This is a genomic window from Pseudoxanthomonas sp. (genome assembly GCF_035999195.1).
Classification (GTDB): domain Bacteria; phylum Pseudomonadota; class Gammaproteobacteria; order Xanthomonadales; family Xanthomonadaceae; genus Pseudoxanthomonas_A.
In genome coordinates this window covers 1,552,536-1,573,541 of the sequence record NZ_DASYGY010000009.1, presented here as the reverse complement: position 1 = coordinate 1,573,541, position 21,006 = coordinate 1,552,536, and the positions used below count along the sequence as shown (strand labels likewise).

The following is a 21,006-nucleotide window of genomic DNA, read 5'->3' as shown; positions in this document are numbered from 1 at the left end:
TGACCGGCCGTCTGGACATGCATGTGGCGGAGGGCGGCGGAGGCAAGAGGGATGCAATGCGGGCGAACGGCCGGCGTCCTGCGATCCGTGCGGGCCTGCCCGCAAGGCGGCACGGATGCGTGCAGCGGAGGCACGTGGAAGGCATCGCGTCGCGGATGCGCCGGCAGCCTGCGGATGAAAAAAGCCCGGCCGGGAGAGGCGGCCGGGCTTCGGGTGCCCCTTCCGTGGAAGGGGCGGGACGGTCAACGCATCAGAACTTGTAACGCAGGCCCAGCAGGTACTGGCGGCCGGTTTCGCTGTAGTCCAGCGGGAGCTGGCCACCCGCATTCGCGACCCACGATTCCTGCGGTTCGTCGGTCAGGTTGATGCCTTCCAGGCTCAGCTCGAGCTTGTCGTTGATCTTCCAGCGCACGGAGGCGTCGACGGTGGTCGTGCCCGTTTGTCCGTGAACGTCGAAGCCGGCCTCGGTCGCGGGTACCTGCAACAGGAAGTCGTCGCGATTGGTCGCCGAGACACGGCCCGAGAAGCGCTCGCCTTCGTAGTAGAGCGTCGCGTTCCAGGCGTGCTTGGACAGACCGGTCAGATCGGTCTTGAACGAGTTGGCACCGGTAGAGGTGAGGTACTGGATCTGCGAATCGACGTAGGTGTAGTTCAACTGCACGCCCAGGTTGCCGAACTTGCCCGGCAGGAAGGTGAAGGGCTGCGTGTAGTTGGCCTCGAAACCGGTCAGTTCGCCACCCGGGGTGTTGAGCGGCACGCTGAAGACGAAGTCGTCGTTCACGCCGGCACCGGTGCCGTCCAGCAGGCTGGCGGGCAGGCCGCTCGACGAATAGGGCTGCACCACGCGGGTGGTCTGGATGAAGCTCTCGATGTCCTTGTAGAACAAACCCAGGCCCAGCATCGCGCCTTCGTTGAAGTACCACTCGAAGCCCAGGTCCACGGTGTCGGCGCGGATCGGATCCAGGTTCGGATTGCCGCCGCTGACGGTGCGCGCACCGCCGCTGACGTTGACGGTCACGCCCGGGGTCAGGCTGCCCAGGCCGGGACGCGTCATTACCTTGGCGGCACCGAGCCGGATCAGGAAGTCAGGCGTGATCTCGGCCACCAGGTTCATCGACGGCAGGGTGTCGCTGTACTCGCGCGAGACCGTCGTGGCGACCGGCGTGCCGCTGGCCGTCGCGATGCCCGTGGAGGACTGCTTGGTGCGCACGTAGCGCACGCCGAAATTGCCCGACACGGGAATGGCACCCAGATCGGCAGAGAATTCACCCATCAGGTAGACGCCGCGATCCTCTTCCTCGACGCTGCGCGTGTTCACCGCACGCTCGGCGAGGGCGAACGGCCCGCTGTTGCTGTAGATGTCGTAGAAGTCGGCGATGCCCTGGTAGTGGGGGATCACCCACGTGCCGGGAGACCCGCTCACACCATCGAGGCTGGCCTGTTCGGTCAGATCCGTCGGCACGATGCGGGTGCCGTCGGTGAACATCGGCACGCCCGTCAGGCTTTCGGTAGACCGCCGCAGTTCGCGCGTCGAGAAGCTGTAGTCCTTCGCCTGCACGCCACCCTTCAGGCGGAAGCCCGGGCTGATGTTCCAGTTGAAGTCCAGCTGGGCGACGTCGAAGTCGTTCTCGACGTACTGCGGGCGGATGCGGATCTCGGCCAGCGTCCAGCCATTGGGATCGGTGGGGCTGATGCCATAGTCGATGACCGGCTTGTAGGGATTGCCGCGGTAGTCGTAGCTGTAGTTGTCGACGTTCAGCTTGTCCATGATGATCGTCGTCTGGATCGGATTCTCGTGTTCCGATTTCGACGTGCCGAGCTTGCCCGAGATCTTGAAGTTGTCGGTGAACTCGTGCTGGCCTTCCAGGCCCAGCTGGGTGAAGACCGTGTTCCATTCGTCGTGTCGGCTCTCGGAGCGGATGTCCACGTCGTCGAACAGCCCGTAGACCAGCGCACCGTTCTCGACCACGCCATCGCGCACGATGGTCTGCGGCTTGCCGTTCTGCGAGGCGCCACGGCTGAACGAAATGGCCTCGATGTACTTCTCGTCACGCACCGCATCGATCTTCGAGTACAGCGCATCGAAGGCGAACTGGGTGCGATCGGTCGGCTTGAACTGCAGCGACGCCGTCACGCCCGTGCGCTTCTGGTCGTGCTCCATCAGCGTGTAGCGCGGGAAGCGGGGGTGATAGGTGTTGGCGGCAAGGGCCGGCGTATAGGGCGATGCCGGGTTGAAGCCATTGTTGCTGGTGCCGCCGGCCCAGCGGCCGCTGCCGCTGCCTTCTTCCAGCGCCTGCCGCTCGGAGTAGGCGACCGACAGCAGTGCGCCGAACTTGCCGTCGGCCCACGTATTGGAGATCAGCCCGGCCAGGCGCGGATCGGTCGAACTGCCCATGTCGGCATAGCTGGCCTGGCCGCTGGCGACCAGCGTGAAGCCGTCATAGTCGAACGGGCGCGCCGTGCGCAGGTCGACCGTGGCGCCGAGCGAGCCTTCCTCGACATCCGCCTGAGCGGTCTTGCGCACGATCAGCTGCGAGAACAGGTCGGAGGCGAAGACGTTGAAGTCGAAGCCGCGGCCCCGGTTGGAACCGCCGTTCTGGTCGGTGGAACCGACCGTGGTCAGCGCCTCCATGCCGTTGATGCGGACGCGGGTGAAGTCCGGACCCAGGCCGCGCACCGAGATGTTCCGGCCTTCGCCGGCATCGCGGGTGATGACCACGCCGGGGATGCGCTGCAGCGATTCGGCCAGGTTGAGATCGGGGAACTTGCCGATGTCCTCGGCCACGATCGCATCGACCACGCCGGCTTCGCCGCGCTTGATGTCGAGGGCCCGCTCCACGCTGGCGCGGTAACCGGTGACGCTGACGGTGTCGAGCGTGTCGACGCTTTCGGCCGGGGCGGACTGGCCCGAGTCGGCCGGCTGCGCCGCCTCCTGGGCGTGGGCGGCAGCACTCATCTGCAGCGCCAGGCCGATCGAGACGGCAAGCAAGGTAACCGGTGTCTTCCGGTTCTGATGACTAACTGGCATGTTCTCCCCTCCTCAAGGGACCATGGCCGCGTACCGCGACTGTTTTGATGGCAAAAACTGCTGTTTATTCCCTTACGAAACCTGCCAGCTGGTAAAATGACACCGCTGGTCAAAAACAACGCTAACAGAGTGTGCGCTGCAACAACAACTGTCAGTTGAGCCGGTTAATCTTGTCCCAAGGACAAGCCGAACCGGCGCGCAGGGTGCGCCGCGTCCATGTCACGGGAGGAGAGGGGAGATGGGAAAGATCGTCTGTTTCGGCGAGTTGCTGCTGCGTCTTGGCGCACCCGGTCGCCAACTGTTGTTGCAGTCGCCCGTGCTGGACGTGCATGTCGGCGGCGCCGAAGCGAATGTCGCGGTCTCGCTGGCGCGCTTCGGCCATGACGCCGGCATGGTGGGCCTGGTGGCGGACAACGCGCTCGGCGAAGCCGCCCTGGGCGAACTGCGCCGGCATCGCGTCGACACGCGCGCCGTGAAGCAGGCGCCCGGACGCATGGGCCTGTACTTCCTGACCCCCGGCGCCATCCAGCGACCGAGCGAGGTGCTGTACGACCGGGCGGACTCGGCCTTCGCCCGCGACGGCGGCGGCACGCACGACTGGACGACGCTGCTGGCCGGCGCGGACTGGCTGCATGTCTCCGGCGTGACGCCGGCACTCGGACAAACGGCTGCGGATGGCGTCCTCACCGCCGTGAGAGCGGCCCGCGCTGCAGGCGTGAAGGTGTCCTTCGACGGCAACTTCCGTCCCAGGCTGTGGGACGCATGGGGCGGTGATGCGCCGACGATCCTGCGTGGCCTGATGTCCGAAGCCGACCTCCTGTTCGCCAGCCATCGCGACCTGCAGGTGGTGCTCGGCCTGGAGTTTCCGCAGGCGACACCGCAGGAACGCTTCGCGGCGGGCGCGGCGGCCGCGTTCAAGGCCTTTCCGCATCTGCGGCAGATGGCGGCCACCGTGCGCGTGCAGCGCAGCGTCGACCATCACGCCCTGTCGGGCATCACGGCGTTGCGCGGCGGCAGCCTGCTCACCACGCCGTCCTACGAGGTCTCGCCGATCGTCGACCGCATCGGCACGGGCGACGCCTTCGCCGCCGGTGTGCTGCATGGCGGCCTGACCGGCATGGAGGCGGTCGATGCGCTGCACTTCGGCGTGGCCGCCGCCTGCCTGAAGCATTCGCTGCCGGGCGATTTCAATCTGGTGGCGGCGGCCGACGTGCACGCCTTCCTTGGCGAGAACAGTCTGGACGTGAAGCGCTGACGCACGCTTTACGCCGAATTTACGCCGCGGCCCGCGCGGCGCATGGCGGCTTTACGCGAGCCGGGAACAGACTTTTGCGGTCGGCGGAACTTCTTCCGCCTGGATCGCACCCATGCCGTTGTCCTCTTTCTTTTCCCGCAGGCAGATGCTTGCGCGTTCCGCGTCTTCCTCCCTCGCCGCTGCGCTGTTGCTGGCGGCGGCCTCGTCCGCCAGCGCCGCGACGTTCAGCGGTTCCGGCGCCCTCACCACCGACTACGTCTGGCGCGGCGCCACGCAGACCCAAGGCGACCCGGCTGTGCAGGCCGGTTTCAAGGCCGCGGCCGACAACGGTCTGTACGGCGCGATCTGGGGCTCGAACGTCGAGTTCGCACCGGAAACGAAGGCCAGCAGTGAGATCGACGTCACCGTCGGCTGGAGCGGCAACGTCGCCGAGGACTGGGCGCTCGACATCAACCTCACCCACTACCGCTACCCGTCCACCACCGTCGACCTCAACTGGACCGAGGCCATCGGTACGCTGACCTGGAAGCAGCACTACTGGGCGCAGCTGGGCTACTCCACCGAAGCGCTCGCGACCGACGAAGCCGGCGCCTACGCGCAGCTGGGCGCCAAGTTCCCCCTGGGCGAACAGGTCCGCCTGGAAGCCGCCGCCGGCTACTACTGGTTGGACGACGCCTACGACGACAGCTACGCACATGCACAGCTGGGCGCCGTGTTGGCGTTCAAGGCGCCGTTCGAGCTGCGAGTGACCGCGCACGCCACCGACAGCAGCGCGAAGACGCTGTTCCCGGGCCTGGCCGGCTCGCGCGTGGAAGCGGCGCTGCAAGCGTCGTTCTGACGGCGGCCGTGCTCGCGTCCTTTCTCTGCATGTCGCTGGCGCTGGCGGGCTTGCTCGCCGGCGCCGGTCTTCTGTTCCTGCTGATCACGCGGCGCGCACGCACGCCGATGGATGACTCCCATGACTGAATTCCTTCTCGTTTTCGCGCTTGCGATCGCACTCGGCTGGCCGTTGGGCCGCTACCTGGCCGCGGTGATGCGCGGTGCCCCGATGCGGGGCGACCGGCTGTTCGGCCTGATCGAACGCCCCCTGTACGCGCTGCTCGGCGTCGATCCTTCGCACGGCATGGGCTGGAAGGGCTATGCCAAGGCCTTCCTGCTCAGCAACCTGGTGCTGGGCGTGATCGTCTGGGTCGTCCTGATGACCCAGGCCTGGCTGCCGCTCAATCCCAACGGCATCCCCAACATGCGCTGGGACCTGGCGCTGCACACGATGGTGTCGTTCCTCACCAACACCAACCAGCAGCACTACTCCGGGCAGGCGCAACTGTCGTACCTGGCGCACGCCAGTGCGATCGTCGGCCTGCAGGTGATCACGCCAATGATGGGCCTGGCCCTGGTCGCCGCCACCTTGCGCGGGCTGTTCGGCGGGCGAGAGAAGAAGGATGCGACGGCGGACACCACCGCGAACGGTGAAGCCGATGTCGGCAACTACTGGGCCGATGTGATCCGTCCGGCCGTACGTTTCCTGCTGCCGCTGTGCCTGGTCTGGTCGCTGACGCTGACCAGCCAGGGCGTACCGGCCACGTTCGACGGCGGGCCCGTCGCCACGCCGATCGATGCGTCGGCCGGCATGACCGAGCAGAAGATCGCGTTGGGCCCCGTCTCGCCGATGGTCGCGGTGAAGCAGCTCGGCACCAACGGCGGCGGCTGGTACGGCCCCAACAGCGCCGTGTCGCTGGAAAACCCCACGCCGTTCTCCAACCTGCTGGAAACGCTGGCCATCATCCTGATCCCGGTCAGCATCGCCTTCATGGTCAGCGGATTCACCGGCCGCAAGAAGTTCACCGCGCTGGTGTTCGGCACCATGCTGACCATGTCGCTGGTGTCCGCCGGTGCGGCCGTGTGGTCCGAAAGCCTGTCCGGCACCTCCTCGGACATCGCGCTGATGGAAGGCAAGGAAGTGCGCTTCGGCGCCGCGCCGTCCGCGCTGTGGGGTGCGCTGACCACGCAGACCTCGAACGGCTCGGTCAATGCGATGCACGACTCGCTGGCGCCGCTCACCGGCCTGGTGACGACCAGCAACATGCTGGTCAACAGCATCTGGGGCGGCATCGGCTGCGGCCTGCAGCAGTTCCTGGTCTATCTGCTGCTCAGCGTGTTCCTCGCCGGCCTGATGACCGGCCGCACGCCGGAACTGTTCGGCCGCAAGATCGAAGCGCACGAAGTGAAGCTGCTGGCCGCGCTGGTACTGCTGCAGCCGCTGGCGCTGCTCGCCTTCACCGCCATCACGCTGGCCGTGCCATCCATCACAGGCAATTCCAATCCGTCGTTCCATGGCATCAGCCAGGTGTTCTACGAGTACACCTCGGCGTTCGCCAACAACGGTTCCGGCTTCGAGGGTTTGGGCGATGCGACCTACTGGTGGAACCTCAGCACCTCGCTGATGCTGGCGCTGGGCCGTTACCCCGCGCTGATCATCCCGCTGGCCATCGCCGGTTCGCTGGCGCGCAAGCGCGCTACGCCCGAAGGCCCCGGCACCCTCAAGGTGGAAACCCCGACCTTCGCGCTCACCCTGATCGCCGTGGTCGTCATCCTGACCCTGTTGCAGTTCATGCCCGTGCTGGTCCTCGGCCCCGTCGCCGACCACCTGGCCCTGAGCGCGCTCTGAGAACACCGACATGACTCCCTCCTCCTCACGCTCCGCCGGCCGCGCGCCGGCCCTGCTCGACAGCGCGGGCTTCCGCGCTGCCGTCATCGGCGCCTTCACCAAGCTGGCTCCGCAGCACGCCTTCAAGAACCCGGTCATGGCCGTGGTCTGGCTGGGTACTCTGCTAACCGCTGGGCTGACGCTGGCCGGCACCACCACGCCGGGCATCGGCTGGGCGGTGACCGCGTTGCTGTTCGTCACCGTGCTGTTCGCCAATTTCGCCGAAGCCGTCGCCGAAGCGCGCGGCCGGGGCCAGGCGGCGTCGCTGCGTCGCGCCCGCAAGGATCTGGTCGCGCGCCGCATCGACACGCCGCTGGGCGGGGCCGAGCGGCGCATTCCCGCGGCCGACCTGAGGCCCGGCGATTACGTCATCGTGTCCGCCGGCGAGCAGATCCCGGCCGACGGCGAAATCGTCAAGGGCCTGGCCACCATCAACGAGTCCGCCGTCACCGGCGAATCCGCCCCCGTGCTGCGCGAAGCCGGCACCGACCGCAGCGGCGTGATCGGCGGCACCAAGGTGCTGTCCGACCAGATCGTGGTGAAGGTCACGGCCGAGCCGGGCCACAGTTTCCTGGACCGCATGATCTCGCTGGTCGAAGGCGCCAACCGCCAGAAGACGCCGAACGAGATCGCGCTGGGCCTGTTGCTGCTGACGATGACGCTGACGTTCCTGATCGTCGTGGTCACGCTGCCCTTCATCGCCGGCTTCGTCGGGGCGAAGCTCGATCCGCTGCTGCTGGTCGCACTGCTAGTCTGCCTGATTCCCACCACCATCGGCGGCCTGCTGCCGGCCATCGGCATCGCCGGCATGAACCGCGCGCTGGCGGCCAACGTGCTGGCCAAGTCGGGCAAGGCGGTGGAAGTGGCCGGCGACGTCGACGTGCTGCTGCTCGACAAGACCGGCACCATCACCCACGGCGACCGCCAGGCGACGCTGTTCCATCCGCTGGCCGGCATCGACCGCGAGCAGTTGCGCGATGCCGCTATGCTGTCGTCGCTGGCCGATCCCACGCCGGAAGGCAAGTCGATCGTGAAGCTGGCGCGCGAGCAGGGCGCCACCCTGGCCGATCCGGCGCGTGCGCAGTTCGTCGCCTTCACCGCGCAGACCCGCATGTCCGGCGTGGATCTTCCTGACGATGGCCGCGGTCACGTCCGTGTCATCCGCAAGGGTGCGATGGACGCCATCCTGAAGCATGTGCAGGCGCTGGGCGGCACCGCGCCGGCCGAACTCACCGCGCGCGTCGAGCAGGTCGCCCGCAACGGGGCCACGCCGCTGGTGGTCAGTGACGGCAGCCATGTGCTGGGCGTGGTGGAACTGTCCGACGTGGTCAAGCACGGCATCAAGGAAAAGTTCGCCCACATGCGCGCCGTGGGCATCCGCACGGTGATGATCACCGGCGACAACCCGTTGACCGCCGCCGCCATCGCCGCCGAAGCCGGCGTGGACGACTATATCGCGGAGGCCCGTCCGGAAGACAAGCTGGCGCGCATCCGCCAGGAACAGGCCGGCGGCCGCCTGGTCGCGATGGTCGGCGACGGCACCAACGACGCACCGGCGCTGGCGCAGGCCGACGTGGGCCTGGCGATGAATTCCGGCACGCAGGCGGCGAAGGAGGCGGGCAACATGGTCGATCTCGACTCCGACCCGGCCAAGCTGCTGGAGGTCGTCGAAGTCGGCAAGCAGCAGCTGATCACGCGCGGCGCGCTGACCACGTTCTCGCTGGCCAACGACGTGTCGAAGTACTTCGCCATCCTGCCGGCGCTGTTCGCCGCTGCGATTCCTTCGATGGGTGCGTTGAACCTGATGCGGCTCTCCAGCCCGACCAATGCCGTGCTGGCCGCGCTGATCTTCAACGCCATCATCATCCCGCTGCTCATCCCGCTGGCGCTGCGCGGCGTGCGCTTCCGCCCGGCCGGCGCCACCGCGCTGCTGCGCCGGAACATGCTGGTCTACGGTGTCGGCGGCGTGCTGCTGCCGTTCGCCGCCATCAAGCTCATCGACCTGTTGCTGGCCGCCGTCATCGGCGCCTGAGGACTTTCCATGAACACCCCTTCCGCTTCTTCCGTCGCCGCCGCGCCCGCGTGGCGCCCGGCTCTCGTGCTGGCCGGCGTGACGCTGCTTGGCTTCGGCCTGCTGTACTCGCTGGCGGGGGCCGGCCTGGGTTCGTTGCTGTTCCCGCACCAGGCCGGCGGCAGCCTGATCGAACGCGACGGCCGCGTGATCGGCTCGTCGCTGGTCGCCCAGCCGTTCGCCGACGAGCGCTACTTCCAGTCGCGCCCGTCCGCCGCGAACTACGACGTGATGGCCCTGGCCGGCAGCAACCAGGCGCGCACCAACCCCGACCTGCGCACGCGTATCGACGAGGCGCGTGCGGCCGTGGCGGCGCGCGAAGGGGTGGCGCCGGCCGACGTGCCGAGCGACCTGGTCACGCAGTCGGGCGGCGGCATCGACCCGCACCTGTCGCCGGCCGCCATCCGGATCCAGATCGCGCGTGTCGCCCGCGCGCGCGGACTGCCGGTGGACGAGGTGGAACGTCTGGTCGCCGCACACACCGAAGGGCCGCAGTTCGGCTTGCTGGGTGCGCCGCGCGTCAATGTGCTCGAACTCAACCTGGCCCTGGATGAGGCCCGAAAGCCGGAGTAATGCAGCCATGGAGCATGATCGATGTCCCAAGGGCCTGGCCGGCCACAAACGCCGCCTTTGCGCCTGGCGTCGCGACCTGGTGTTTCGCGCCCTGCTGTTCGCGGTCGCTGCCGGCTACGCCATCGTCATCGTGGCCTTGGCCAACAGCCCGCCGTCGGGCTGACCGTTCCCGTTGCATACGCGTGCCGAGAAGAGCTCGATCAGGCGATGTGCGCGCGCTGGTCCACGCGCCCCGCGCGCGGGGAGAAGGAAACAACCGCACGATGCTGAAGATGCTTTTCCCTCTCCCCGCGTGCGGGGAGAGGGTGCCGAAGGCGGGTGAGGGGCGACGGCGCCGAAGTGCTGAGTCGTACGCCGTGTGTCGAGTGTGATGAAACGATCAGCGCTTGCTTGGAGATCTCCGTGACTCGTCAGGATTCTCCCTCCGCTCGCCCCTCATCCGCCCTCCGGGCACCTTCTCCCCGCGCGCGGGGAGAAGGGAGACGCCCGTGGTGATCGATCACCTGTGTGCCGTACTTGTCGTCCTGCGACTGAACCAAAAAGGTGCGCTGTCAGATCAGATCGCTTCGTTCACGAGGTTCGTAAGCTTGCGCACAAGGAAATTTTCTTCGATGCACAAAGTTCCGAGGTGAGACGGCGACGAAAGTTCGTTCGCGTGCAAGGCTCGAAGCTGTCATGACGAGGCGAACTTCATCGACGTCGAACCGGGAAGGGTCGGAGGGTCGAGGCTTTTGGGTGAGACGACGAGGAACATGGCGATGCGATCGAACCAAACAGGTGCGCCGGCGGGGAGATCTTCTTCGCGCGCAAGGCATGTCTGCCTCGCCATCGAGGAAATTTTCCTTCACGACACCCTTCGCGCGGCCGGCGCCCCCTCGACGTGACACGACAACAGGCAGAATATCCCCATGACCGATTCCCGCGACCGTCAGGCCGATGCCCTGATCGACCACCTGCAGCGTGAGCGGGGTGGGCGGCTGACCATCTTCCTGGGCGCCGCGCCCGGCGTGGGCAAGACCTACACCATGCTGTCGCGGGCGCGCGAACTGCGTCGCCAGGGGCGCGACGTGGTGGTGGGGATCGTGGAGACGCACGGGCGGGGCGAGACCGCCGCGCTGACCGAAGGCTTGGACATCCTGCCGCGCAAGCGCGTGGCCTACCAGGGTCGTTGGCTGGAGGAGATGGACCTGGACGCGCTGCTGGCGCGTCGCCCGCAGATCGCGCTGGTGGACGAACTCGCCCACCGCAACGCGCCGGGCAGCCGCCACGAGCGCCGCTGGCAGGACGTGATCGAACTGCTGGACGCCGGCATCGACGTCCATACCACGATCAACATCCAGCATCTGGAAAGCCTCAACGATGTCGTCCACCGGATCACCGGCGTACGCGTCAGCGAAACCGTGCCGGATGCCGTGTTCGACCGGCTGCGCGACATCGTGCTGGTCGACCTGCCACCGCGCGAGCTGATCGAACGCCTGCACCAGGGCAAGGTCTACCTGCCGGAACAGGCATCGCAGGCATTGCAGGCGTTCTTCTCGCCCTCCAACCTGATCGCGTTGCGCGAACTGGCCATGCAGACGGCGGCCGACCGCGTCGATGCCGACCTGCGCGAAGACCAGGCCGCGCGTGGCCTGCCGGGCATGCCGCTGCGGCGGCGCGTGCTGGTGGCCATCGACGGGCGCGGGCAATCCGAATACCTCGTGCGCGCCGCGCGCCGCATCGCCGAACGGCGCGATGCACCGTGGAGCGTGGTGACCGTGCAGGTGTCGGACGCGGTGGACGAGGCGCAGCAGCGCGAGATCGACCAGGCCTTCGCGCTGGCGCGCAGGCTGGGCGCGGACACCGAGGTGCTGCGCGGGGCGCGCATTCCCGATGCACTGCTCGACCATGCGACCCAGAGCGGCGCGTCCACCCTGGTGCTGGGACGTACGCGCGAACGGCCGTTCGCGCGCATGATCAACCGCACGCTGACCCAGCAGATCCTGCAGCGCGGCGCGCACTACGAGCTGGTCATCATCAGCACGCCGGAAGCGCGCGCGCGTTCGCGCCGTGGCAGGTCCGGTCCGAACGGCTGGCTGCCGCGGGAGGAGCTGGGCTTCGCGGCGACGGCCTCGGTCCTGTCAGTGGGGGTCGCCTGGCTGGCCGAGCGCTGGGTCGGCCTGGAAGACCTGTCGATGGTCTTCATCGTCGCGGTGGTGCTGGTGGCGGCACGCACGCGCATGACCGCCGCCGTGGTGGCTGCGCTGCTGAGCTTCCTGGCCTACAACTTCTTCTTCATCGAACCGCGCTTCACCTTCAACATCGGCGCGCGCCAGGGCGTTGCCACCGTGTTCCTGTTCCTGGTGGCGGCGCTCGTTGCGGGACGCCTGGCCTCGCGCCTGCGCATGCAGGTGGTCGCGTTGCGTGCGGCCAATGCGCAGGCCACGGCATTGCAGGCACTGGGCCGCGACCTGGCCGGCGCCGCCGACCTGGGCCAGGTGCTGGTCGCCGGCCGCAAGGCGTTGGAGCGCGCACTCGGCGCCGATGCCTGGCTGCGCGTGCACGGGCGCGAAGAGCCCGTCGACACCACGCTGAGCGAGATCGACCGGGCCGCCAGCGACTGGGCGCAGCAGCACGGCCAGCCGACCGGGCGCCACACCGATACGCTGGCCGGCGCAGCACGCTGGTTCCTGCCGCTGCGCGGCGACCGTGACAGCGTCGGGGTGGTGGGGCTGCGCTTCGAGGACGCCGACCGCCTGCTGCCTGAGCAGCGACGGCTGGCGGAAGCGATGGCGGAAGATATCGCGCAGGCGGTGGTGCGCACGCGTCTGGTCGCCGAACTGGAAGACGCGCGCGTCAGTGGCGAAACCGAGCGCCTGCGCTCGGCACTGCTGTCTTCCGTCTCGCACGACCTGCGCTCGCCGCTGGCCTCCATGATCGGCTCGGCCAGCAGCCTGGCCAGCTACTGGGACGCGATGGGCGAAGCGGACCGGCGCAGCCTGCTCGACACCATCCAGCAGGAAGGCGAGCGGCTGGACCGCTACATCCAGAACCTGCTCGACATGACGCGGCTGGGCCACAGCGGATTGACGCTCAACCGCGACTGGATCGGCGTGGACGAGCTGCTCGGTTCGGCGGTCGCCCGCCTGCAGCGCTACCAGCCCAAGGTGCGCGTGCATACCACGGTGGCCGCGGACATGCCGACGATCTGGGTGCACCCGGCCTTGATCGAGCAGGCGGTGTTCAACGTGCTGGAGAATGCAGCGAAGTTCTCGCCGCCGGACGCACCGGTGCATATCGACGCGAAGCTCGTCGACGGTGCCTTGCGCATCGACGTGCGCGACCGGGGACCCGGCATTCCGGAAGACGAGCGCGCGCGCATCTTCGACATGTTCTACAGCGTGGAGCGGGGCGACCGCGGCCGCCACGGCACCGGCCTGGGGCTGGCGATCTGCCAGGGCATGGTGGGCGCGCACGGCGGCAGCGTGCAGGCGCTGCCCGGGCCGGATGGCCGCGGCACGGTGATCCGGATTACCCTGCCGCTGCTCACTCCCACGCCACAGGCACCGGCTTGACCTACAGCGCGCCACCGTCCGCCACGTCCGCACCGCCGGCGCGCATCCTGGTGATCGACGACGAGCCGCAGATCCGGCGCTTCCTCGACATCAGCCTGCGCGCGCAGGGCTATGTGGTGGCGCTGGCCGAGAGCGGCCATGCCGGACTGGCCGAGCTGGCGGCGCAGGGTGCCGACCTCGTCGTGCTGGACATCGGCCTGCCCGATCTGGACGGCCACGAGGTGCTGCGCGAACTGCGGCACTGGTCGCAGGTGCCGGTGATCATGCTGACCGTGCGCGATGGCGAAGCGGAGAAAGTCGCCGCGCTCGATGGCGGCGCCAACGATTACGTCACCAAGCCGTTCGGCGTGCAGGAACTGATGGCGCGCATCCGCCGCCTGCTGCGCACACGCATCGCCGCCAGCGACGCGGCCATGCCGCTGTTCGACGACGGCCACCTGCACGTCGACCTCGGCCGCCGTGAGGTGACGCTGGACGGCAAACCCGTTGCACTGAGCCGCAAGGAATTCGCCCTGCTCGCCCTGCTGCTGCAACACCCCGGCCGCGTGGTCACCCAGCCGCAACTGCTGCGCGAACTGTGGGGCCCCGACCACCAGCACGACACGCATTACCTGCGCATCCTGGTGGGCAAGTTGCGGCAGAAGCTGCAGGATGATGCAACGTCGCCAAGGTATATCGCGACGGAGCCGGGGGTGGGGTTGAGGTTTATTGGACCAAGCTGACTCAGGCGAAGCCGATGTCTCGGCGGCAATTCAGGTGCGAACTCACATTCCCTGCGCCACGCCAAGCTTGTCGGTCGCCCCGATGAGGAAATGCGGGGCTAGCCGAGAAAATCCACGCCAAACCAATGGATTGGTTCGGTCCTTGAAGGCTGGATCGCAAATGTGCAGCCGCATCCAGCGTGCAAGACTGTTGACCCGCCTGCGATGTCGCAACACCATGGGTCTGCCCCAGCGACGCGAGGACAAGGATGATGTCGGGCGGATCGAGAAGAATTTTCATGGCAAGCGCGCTGCTTCTGGCAACAGGGCCGGGGTGTGCTTCAGTGCCTTCGCCTGAGGCGGAAAAGTTCAAGGCGACTATTCCCGCTGCTTCGGGCACTCCGGTACACGTGTTTGATGGCGGACATGCTGGGACGCTATTCCCGACGTCAACCGTTGCGTCCATCCTCGCGACCACCGCGGAAGGCGTGTCGGCGGTGAAGGACTGTGATGCGCTAGCGCTAGCGGACAAGGAGTCGTGCTACGCCCGTTATGACGAAGCCACACTGGCCGAGTGCGAAGCGGCGCGACTCTACAGCTGCGCACCTTATGCCCGCATGCACCGCGCAGAGGTTCGACTGAAGCAGGCAGGCGAAGCCATGCTCCACGTCATGCGCACTGCATATGCCTCCTACGAGCACGAACAGCCCGGCTACTTGAAGGATGCGGAAGACGCCTATGCCAGCGCCGAGAGCGCCTGGCGAGCGTATCGGGACGCGCACTGCGGGCTGACGCCCATGCTTGAGGGCATGTCGCGTCAGGACTTTCCCGGACTGATCGAAATGTGCCGCGCCATCATGACCGAGGCGCATGTCAGGGAGCTTGAAGCGCTGATGTCCAACCTGTTTGCGGAGGGAGCCGCCAATGACGAACGGAAATCAAGAGCCCCGGACATATGACCCGCTCGACCGCACGACGTTCGATGCGATCGCCTACAACGCGGTCGGACGCGCATCCGAGGTCGGCACTTACCCTGCACTGAGTCTGGCACACAGCAGCGGAAACTCCGGCTGGAGCGTCGGTATCGTGCAGTGGGACTTTGGCCAACCAGTACGTGGCGAGAAGGTACACGACCTGATGTCCGGCTACCAGGCATGGGCCAGTCCGGACAATCAGTTCTCGCCTGCGGAAGTGAGGGACCTCACCCGACGGCTGCAGACCCGCGGCCAGTCGGGCAATGCGTTGAGTGTGGAAGAGCAGTCACGCCTGAACGACTATTTGCGCTCTGACCTGGGGCGTGAGCTGGTGGGCTCTCTGAATCAGGAGCAGATAGACAAGAAGTGGAAGAACGTCGGCGAGCCACTTTCCCGTATCGAATGGCTGCGCGATCTACGCCGGACCGATCCTGCAGAAGCGGCCGAGATCGTTGCCCAGTCAATGAAGCTCTACAACCAGAACGAGAGACGCGGGGAAAGGTTGATCAACCATCTGGAGCGCAACGAACTGAGCGCGGAGGCGACGCGCGACTGGATCGGAGGAGAGGGTATCCGTGGGCTGAGCGCCAGCGCGCGTCACGCGATCGTGACGGGACGGGATAATGCCATCGCGGGGACCCGACTGATGAATGCTCTGGAACTCGGTGAGGGGAGGTTGGCTCAAGCCTGGCGCCGCGAGGTTCATGAGCGCGGCAACCCATCGTTGTACGAGAGGTTCACCAACAGCCCTGACGTGCAACTGCTCGATGCGATGATGCGCAGCCCTGCCCCAGGACGCACGATTCTTGACCACGTGGACAACCACGAGCCAGCGAGGGACGCCAGGATTCGTGCGGCGCGGCCCAATGCCGCACTGGAAATGTCCTCGGTCACGTTGCGCCGGTCCGGGGAGCTGACCGTCGTCAGCCCCGCCGCGGACATCTTTGTCATGACCCGGGAAGGCTGGAATCGGAACGGGATCCCGATGCAGGGGCGGGAAGCCCGCGCGGTGGACATGCCCGACCACACGGAAGGACTGCGTTTTCCCCCTTTGATGCCTGGCGATGCACGGCGACCGGATCAAGCGCAGGCGCAGGACCCGACCACTACGTTGCTCGACCGTCTCTACAACGCAGCGGTCAACAAGGATGAAAAGGCTGTGGATTCAGCATTGACAGAGTACGGCCATAGCCCAGCCGGGCTTCAGTTTCAGCGTGAGATCGCGGCCGCAACACCGCAATCGCAGGCCGAGACGCGTCGCCCGGAAGTGCAGCCCCAGGCCAGCGAGCGGGACGCCGCGGAGCAACGGTCAACATCCACGGGTCCAATATTGTCGATGTGATGGAGCTAGCAAGGCATGGAGCAAGATGAAGAAAAGCTGGTGAAGCTGGGACTGGTGATGAAGCACTTCGCCGATCGTGCCGAAGCCGCTTCAGCCAAGATGGAGCAGGGTGCCGTGTCACTGGAAGACAGCGCAAACGCGATGCTCTCGCAAGGGCGGGGCTTGGCGAGCGCGGTGGCTGACGGCGTCAAGAATCAGCTCGCAAATGACGTCAGGCACGCGTTGGATCGTGTCATTGAGCCGGTCCATGCGTTGCTGGACGCTGATGCGAAGTCGATTGCACGCGTCGCGGCGCAGTTGCAGACCGAGCGGGAAGCATTCAACGCCGAACGGCGCAAGTGGATGGTGACAGGCATCGGCGGCCTGACCATGTGTACGATACTGGCGTTCGTTGGCGTCGCCGCCTGGGGAATCTACTGGAACGATAAGTCGGCGAGTGCGAGGGCGGAGCTGACATGGGTAGACGCGGTCAACCAGGCTGACTTCGTTCCCTGTGGAGAGAAGAGGATTTGCGCCAATGTCGACCTCAAGGCGGAACCGATCAGCGGAAAATACAGGCCGGTGAAGCCCAGAGACTGACTCGTTGACGACCCCTTCAGCGCAATGGGTTGTTGACTGGGCCTCGAGGCCCAGCATGGGAGTGCTTGACGGATACGCTATTGGGCTTGACTTCGTTCAGCCAAGCATGTGAGTCGCGCTTGGCAGGGAAATGTCGCAAGAGCCCCCACGCTACAATGACACCATGACGTCCCCCCGCATTCCCCACGACGCCCTGTGCCTCTCGGTCGCCCCGATGATGGACTGGATAGAAAATAGCGATATTTTGCGGGAATAATGACGCTTTCTTAGATTTCATGTGCACGAGGTGTGCACTGAAGCGCAGCCGACCACTGCGGGAGTACGCAATGAAGTTCATGTCCGTTTGCGTGGAATGTCTAGAGAGCGACAGCAGAGGGACGCTTATCTATGTCCCGTTTCAGGACGGGGGTCTGTATGACGTCACTTGTGAGTTTGGCCACCGGCGGCGCTTTGTGGTCCAAGAGCATCCATTTGAAATGCTCTATCAGATCGCATCTAACGCAATTCTTGACGGCTATTACCGCGAGGCTGTTACCTCATTTGCGGCGAGCCTAGAACGGTTCTACGAATTCTCAGTTCGCGTTCTCCTGCGTGCCAGGGGGCTTGAACATGCCGAAATTCAGGAAGCGTGGACGGCAATCACGGATAGGTCTGAGCGTCAGCTCGGCGCATTCGTCGCAATGTGGACCGCACAGTTCAAGACTCCGCCAGAGGTGCTGTCTGGCAAGAAGCAGAACTTTCGGAACGATGTCGTCCACAAGGGCGTGATCCCAACAAGAGAAAAGTCTCTAGGCTTCGGCCAAGCCGTGCTTGATCTTATCCGTGCACAGAGGTCGATCCTAAAAAGTGCCCACCAGCGCGAGATTAGCGAAATTGTGGGTAGGAGAAACGGTGACCTGATGAGGTCTGCGGGGCAGGGAGTGCAAGTTTCCCTAACCGTTACGCCGTCAGCGGTGAGTATCTCTGACGCCTCCCCGCCGATCGAGACGTTAGCGGAGATCATCGAGAAAATGCAGCAGAATCGTGAAATGTTCGACAAGATGATCAGAACATTCAAGCAGCACGCGGAACGACAAGGTAGGCCGACAATTCTCGGTGAAGCTATACGGAAGGAGAGCAACGAAAACGGCGGGAACGCATGACTACGTTCCGCTAAGCTAGCCTGGCTCCTGTCCTGCTTCATCGCGATCGCGAATTCTGTCCGTTATCCATTGGTCGATTTCGCATTCAACCCACCCCGACATACTGTGGCCAAGCGGAACTGGCCTGGGAAACGTACCGGCGCCCGCGCGCCGGTAGATCGCTGATTTCGAAAGGCCCGTCCGTTCGATGACCGCGGGAAGACGAATCAATCGCTGAGACATCGCCTAAAACCCCGTCGGCTGCGTCAGCGCACGGTCCGCGAACATCACGCCGGATTGCAGCGCGTGCTTCGCATCGGCAAGCCAGCGATACGGGTCTGCATCCTGAAGCCGCTGCATTTCGTCGATGTCATGCGTCGCCTTCGCGTGCGCGTGCTGGTCGTCCAAGTGTGATTCGACGTGCTGCAACAGCTCGCGCAGTTCCGCGGCCTTCGTGCGGATCATTCTGGCGATGATGACAGTCGTATCGACTTCCGAAGATGCGGGCTGATCGTATGCTTCGACGGTCGCAGGCGCGACCGAGCTGGTATCAAACATGCTGTTTTTTCCCCTGTTAAATGGATCGCGCACATTGCGTGCGCGATCCAATTGAACACGATTGTTGCAACAGGAGAAAGTTAGTGTCCCTTTCGTCCCTGTCATCCTGCTACATCGCGTCCACCAGGCGGCCTCGACTGTCTGCTGCTGCGCGGCGGCGACGCTCCGCTTCAATCTGCTTTGCCAGCGCTTCGGACGACTCGCCGGGCTGCTGCTGAATGTTGTACGTGTGCGTCGAATTGTCAGAGACGGTCGTGCCGCCGCGCACAGCCGCAGCAGGCGCCGCGGGCGCGGTGCGACCACGCGCGGGCGCGGGCATGCCGCCGGGACGCGGTGCCGCTGGCGTGCCCCCAGGCGCCGGGGCCGTCGCTGCCACAGGCGAAAACGCCGACTGTGCGAGCTGAAGCGGCAGGCCGATCACCGGCAGCTTCGCGACCAACGCGCTGACCGTCGCAGCCTTCCCGATAACCCAGCCGATGATGCGCGCGAGCGCCGCGAATCCGCGCAGACCGTTGGCAACTACGGTCCCGATGACCGCGCCGAACGTGCGGCCGGCGCTCGCCGCGCCTTCTAGCTGCTCGCTCGTCATGTTGACGGGTTCCAGCAGCTTGACGACCCAATCCCACGCCTTGCCGATCGCGGCCGACACGGAATCCCATACGGGCTTCAGCGGGGCGAGCGCTGCGGCGACCTCGGCCAGCGCCGGCCCGACCGCCGCACGCACGCCGTCGAACATCCCGCCCAGGAACGCTTTGATCGGCTGCCAGTATTTGCGCACCACCAAAGCGCCAGCCGTGAGCGCGGCGACGGCTACCGTCACCGGCCCGCCGCCGATCGCGGCGATAGCAGCGCCGATCGTCCGCACAGCGCCAGCCACACGCATAGCGACAGGGCCGAAGCGACCCATCGCGGCAAGCGCGCCGGTTGCGCGGAATCGCGCAATGAATCCCATGACCGACAAGATGGGGCCTTTCGCCGCCGTCCAGGCATACGAGACGCCAGTTGTCACGACGCGCAAGCCTGTCATCGCCAGGGCCGAACCGACGATGCCCTTCACCAGACCGGGATTCTGTCGCGACCAGTCAGCGAAACCTTCGATCATCGGCGCGGCCGACTCCAACAGGCGGTTGACCGATGGGAGCAACGACTCACCGATCACGACGGACACTTCCCGCATCCGGTTCTTCGTGATCTGCCACATCGCGCCAGTCGTCTTCAGACGGGCCTCAAACTCGCGCGCCATGCTGCCTTTTGCCTGCTCACCGTTCACCAGTGCCAGTTGCTTGCGGTACTCCGCAGCACCCGTCGCGAGCTTTGCGATGTCGTCGCCGTACTCGGCGCCGAAGATGCGGGTCGACGCGACCATGCGCTGTTCGTCGTTCAGCGCGTTCAGCGTGTCCAGCAGTCGCAGGATCGTGCCCGTCGCGTCCTTCGACATGCCCTTTTGCAGCGCTTCCGGATCAAGCCCGATCGACGACATGCCGGCGCGGACTTTCTTCGACTGCGCCGTCGCTGCGCCCAGAATGCGGAGGACAGCGTTCGTCGCGGTGCCGGCCACTTCCGCCGAGCTGCCGAGCGTCAGGAACGTCGAACCCAGCGCCGCCGCTTCCTTAGCCGGCATCTTCAGCGCTTGCGCCATGCCGCCGGTGCGCCGCAGGACGTCAACGATCCCTGTCGCTGTCGCCTGGGAGTTGTCATCCAGGTAATTGATCGCGTCCGCCAGCTCGCTGATCCGGGGAATCGGAATCTGGAACAGGCCCGCGATTTTTCCCATGTCGTCGGCAATCTGACCTGCTGGGAGCGCGAAAGCATCCGCCATCATGGCTGTGGTGCGAGTGAAATCAATTACTTCGTCGGTCGCCACGCCCATGCGCAGACCCGCCGCGACCATATCGGCAATCTCATTCGTCGCCAGCGGTACTTCGCGTCCGAGGCGCTGAATCTCGCGCGACATGCCGAAGTAGGTCGACGTCAGGTTGCCGGAGGCATCACGCGCGCCTTCAAGCTGTTTCGCGACGCCAAGCATCGAGTTTTCGAACTGCACGGCACTACGGATCGGCGCTAACGTCGCAGCAGCGACCACACCGAACGTCGCAGCAGCGGAACCCAGCTCGCCGCGAAGGTGGCGGCGGCGGTCGTTGTTCGCGTCGATGCGCTGCTGCACGTCGGCAAGGCGCGATTGCGCCGCCCGCAGCTTGTCGGCCTCGCGTGCAAGGCCGGCGTACTCTTGCCGCATGCGGTCGACGTTCCTACCCATGCGGCCGAACGTGTCGATGCTGCGGCCCAGCAATCGCTGACGCCGCTCGACGTTCGCGATTTCCTCGCCGATCGCCTTCAGGCCCGACTTCGTCGACGAGAGTGCAGAACGGAAGGCGCCCGAAACGGCGCCTCCGATGACAATACTGGCTTTCATGGTCTTTGCCATGCATCACACCTGGGCTTGATATGTGTAGTGACGGCGCTTCTTCTTCACGCGTGGGGAGAGAGTCCGTGAGCTGAAAGCCGCATTGCTGCAAAACTCCCCGCGTCTGTACGTATCCCAC

General features: G+C 65.9%; 17 protein-coding genes. 12 read left to right on the top strand and 5 right to left on the bottom strand.

What is annotated here, in order from left to right:
* Window positions 1-250 precede the first annotated feature (250 nt).
* A complete protein-coding gene (locus tag VGN58_RS14475; protein ID WP_327483881.1) occupies window positions 251-3,028 on the bottom strand; it encodes a TonB-dependent receptor in 2,778 nt (925 codons plus the stop codon).
* Window positions 3,029-3,266: 238 nt separating this feature from the next.
* On the opposite strand from VGN58_RS14475, the gene VGN58_RS14470 reads away from it, so the two are divergent.
* The 8 genes from VGN58_RS14470 (at window position 3,267) to VGN58_RS14435 (ending at window position 13,910) form a co-directional block, all read left to right on the top strand.
* A complete protein-coding gene (locus tag VGN58_RS14470; protein WP_327483880.1) occupies window positions 3,267-4,283 on the top strand; it encodes a sugar kinase in 1,017 nt (338 codons plus the stop codon).
* 112 nt (window positions 4,284-4,395) lie between these two features.
* Window positions 4,396-5,121, top strand: a complete 726-nt coding sequence (locus tag VGN58_RS14465) for a TorF family putative porin (protein WP_327483879.1) — start codon at window positions 4,396-4,398, stop codon at window positions 5,119-5,121.
* Window positions 5,122-5,241: 120 nt separating this feature from the next.
* Window positions 5,242-6,951 (top strand): potassium-transporting ATPase subunit KdpA, encoded by a 1,710-nt coding sequence (gene kdpA / locus VGN58_RS14460; protein ID WP_327483878.1) that lies wholly within the window; start codon window positions 5,242-5,244, stop codon window positions 6,949-6,951.
* 10 nt (window positions 6,952-6,961) lie between these two features.
* Window positions 6,962-9,022, top strand: coding sequence for a potassium-transporting ATPase subunit KdpB (gene kdpB / locus VGN58_RS14455; RefSeq protein ID WP_327483877.1), 2,061 nt, complete (start codon window positions 6,962-6,964; stop codon window positions 9,020-9,022).
* 9 nt (window positions 9,023-9,031) lie between these two features.
* Window positions 9,032-9,634, top strand: a complete 603-nt coding sequence (gene kdpC / locus VGN58_RS14450) for a potassium-transporting ATPase subunit KdpC (protein WP_327483876.1) — start codon at window positions 9,032-9,034, stop codon at window positions 9,632-9,634.
* Window positions 9,635-9,641: 7 nt separating this feature from the next.
* A complete protein-coding gene (locus tag VGN58_RS14445) occupies window positions 9,642-9,797 on the top strand; it encodes a hypothetical protein (RefSeq protein WP_327483875.1) in 156 nt (51 codons plus the stop codon).
* 745 nt (window positions 9,798-10,542) lie between these two features.
* A complete protein-coding gene (locus VGN58_RS14440; RefSeq protein WP_327483874.1) occupies window positions 10,543-13,188 on the top strand; it encodes a sensor histidine kinase KdpD in 2,646 nt (881 codons plus the stop codon).
* Entirely contained in the window at window positions 13,185-13,910 is a 726-nt protein-coding gene (locus tag VGN58_RS14435; RefSeq protein WP_327483873.1) for a response regulator transcription factor, read from the top strand. Before VGN58_RS14440 ends, VGN58_RS14435 begins: the two co-directional genes overlap by 4 nt.
* 1 nt (window position 13,911) lies before the next feature.
* On the opposite strand, the gene VGN58_RS14430 is transcribed toward VGN58_RS14435, so the two are convergent.
* Complete coding sequence (locus tag VGN58_RS14430; protein ID WP_327483872.1) at window positions 13,912-14,190, bottom strand: hypothetical protein; 279 nt, start codon at window positions 14,188-14,190, stop codon at window positions 13,912-13,914.
* Between VGN58_RS14430 and VGN58_RS14425 the strand changes: the two genes are divergently transcribed.
* From VGN58_RS14425 to VGN58_RS14410, 4 genes are all read left to right on the top strand, one after another.
* Complete coding sequence (locus tag VGN58_RS14425; protein WP_327483871.1) at window positions 14,189-14,848, top strand: lysozyme inhibitor LprI family protein; 660 nt, start codon at window positions 14,189-14,191, stop codon at window positions 14,846-14,848. The genes VGN58_RS14430 and VGN58_RS14425 overlap by 2 nt on opposite strands.
* The gene (locus VGN58_RS14420) at window positions 14,814-16,205 is read left to right on the top strand and encodes a hypothetical protein (protein ID WP_327483870.1); all 1,392 of its coding nucleotides are present in this window, start codon (window positions 14,814-14,816) and stop codon (window positions 16,203-16,205) included. The genes VGN58_RS14425 and VGN58_RS14420 overlap by 35 nt, the downstream gene beginning before the upstream one ends.
* Before the next feature lie 15 nt (window positions 16,206-16,220).
* Entirely contained in the window at window positions 16,221-16,784 is a 564-nt protein-coding gene (locus VGN58_RS14415; RefSeq protein WP_327483869.1) for a hypothetical protein, read from the top strand.
* Between the two features lie 326 nt (window positions 16,785-17,110).
* A complete protein-coding gene (locus tag VGN58_RS14410; protein ID WP_327483868.1) occupies window positions 17,111-17,926 on the top strand; it encodes a hypothetical protein in 816 nt (271 codons plus the stop codon).
* A 15-nt stretch (window positions 17,927-17,941) separates the two neighbouring features.
* Here the strand turns inward: VGN58_RS14410 and VGN58_RS18315 are convergent, their stop codons facing one another.
* From VGN58_RS18315 to VGN58_RS14400, 3 genes are all read right to left on the bottom strand, one after another.
* Window positions 17,942-18,148, bottom strand: a complete 207-nt coding sequence (locus VGN58_RS18315) for an AlpA family transcriptional regulator (protein WP_345786030.1) — start codon at window positions 18,146-18,148, stop codon at window positions 17,942-17,944.
* A gap of 3 nt (window positions 18,149-18,151) precedes the next feature.
* Window positions 18,152-18,463 (bottom strand): DUF7681 family protein, encoded by a 312-nt coding sequence (locus VGN58_RS14405; protein ID WP_327483867.1) that lies wholly within the window; start codon window positions 18,461-18,463, stop codon window positions 18,152-18,154.
* A gap of 109 nt (window positions 18,464-18,572) precedes the next feature.
* On the bottom strand, window positions 18,573-20,888 hold the full coding sequence (locus VGN58_RS14400; protein WP_327483866.1) for a phage tail tape measure protein: 2,316 nt from the start codon (window positions 20,886-20,888) through the stop codon (window positions 18,573-18,575).
* Between the last annotated feature and the right edge of the window lie 118 nt (window positions 20,889-21,006).

Bases quoted from the DNA above. Each gene is read 5' to 3' on its own strand.
- VGN58_RS14475 (WP_327483881.1), bottom strand. From the start codon at position 3,028: ATGCCAGTTAGTCATCAGAACCGGAAGACACCGGTTACCTTGCTTGCC.
- VGN58_RS14470 (WP_327483880.1), top strand. From the start codon at position 3,267: ATGGGAAAGATCGTCTGTTTCGGCGAGTTGCTGCTGCGTCTTGGCGCA.
- VGN58_RS14465 (WP_327483879.1), top strand. From the start codon at position 4,396: ATGCCGTTGTCCTCTTTCTTTTCCCGCAGGCAGATGCTTGCGCGTTCC.
- kdpA (WP_327483878.1), top strand. From the start codon at position 5,242: ATGACTGAATTCCTTCTCGTTTTCGCGCTTGCGATCGCACTCGGCTGG.
- kdpB (WP_327483877.1), top strand. From the start codon at position 6,962: ATGACTCCCTCCTCCTCACGCTCCGCCGGCCGCGCGCCGGCCCTGCTC.
- kdpC (WP_327483876.1), top strand. From the start codon at position 9,032: ATGAACACCCCTTCCGCTTCTTCCGTCGCCGCCGCGCCCGCGTGGCGC.
- VGN58_RS14445 (WP_327483875.1), top strand. From the start codon at position 9,642: ATGGAGCATGATCGATGTCCCAAGGGCCTGGCCGGCCACAAACGCCGC.
- VGN58_RS14440 (WP_327483874.1), top strand. From the start codon at position 10,543: ATGACCGATTCCCGCGACCGTCAGGCCGATGCCCTGATCGACCACCTG.
- VGN58_RS14425 (WP_327483871.1), top strand. From the start codon at position 14,189: ATGGCAAGCGCGCTGCTTCTGGCAACAGGGCCGGGGTGTGCTTCAGTG.
- VGN58_RS14430 (WP_327483872.1), bottom strand. From the start codon at position 14,190: ATGAAAATTCTTCTCGATCCGCCCGACATCATCCTTGTCCTCGCGTCG.
- VGN58_RS14420 (WP_327483870.1), top strand. From the start codon at position 14,814: ATGACGAACGGAAATCAAGAGCCCCGGACATATGACCCGCTCGACCGC.
- VGN58_RS14415 (WP_327483869.1), top strand. From the start codon at position 16,221: ATGGAGCAAGATGAAGAAAAGCTGGTGAAGCTGGGACTGGTGATGAAG.
- VGN58_RS14410 (WP_327483868.1), top strand. From the start codon at position 17,111: ATGAAGTTCATGTCCGTTTGCGTGGAATGTCTAGAGAGCGACAGCAGA.
- VGN58_RS18315 (WP_345786030.1), bottom strand. From the start codon at position 18,148: ATGTCTCAGCGATTGATTCGTCTTCCCGCGGTCATCGAACGGACGGGC.
- VGN58_RS14405 (WP_327483867.1), bottom strand. From the start codon at position 18,463: ATGTTTGATACCAGCTCGGTCGCGCCTGCGACCGTCGAAGCATACGAT.
- VGN58_RS14400 (WP_327483866.1), bottom strand. From the start codon at position 20,888: ATGGCAAAGACCATGAAAGCCAGTATTGTCATCGGAGGCGCCGTTTCG.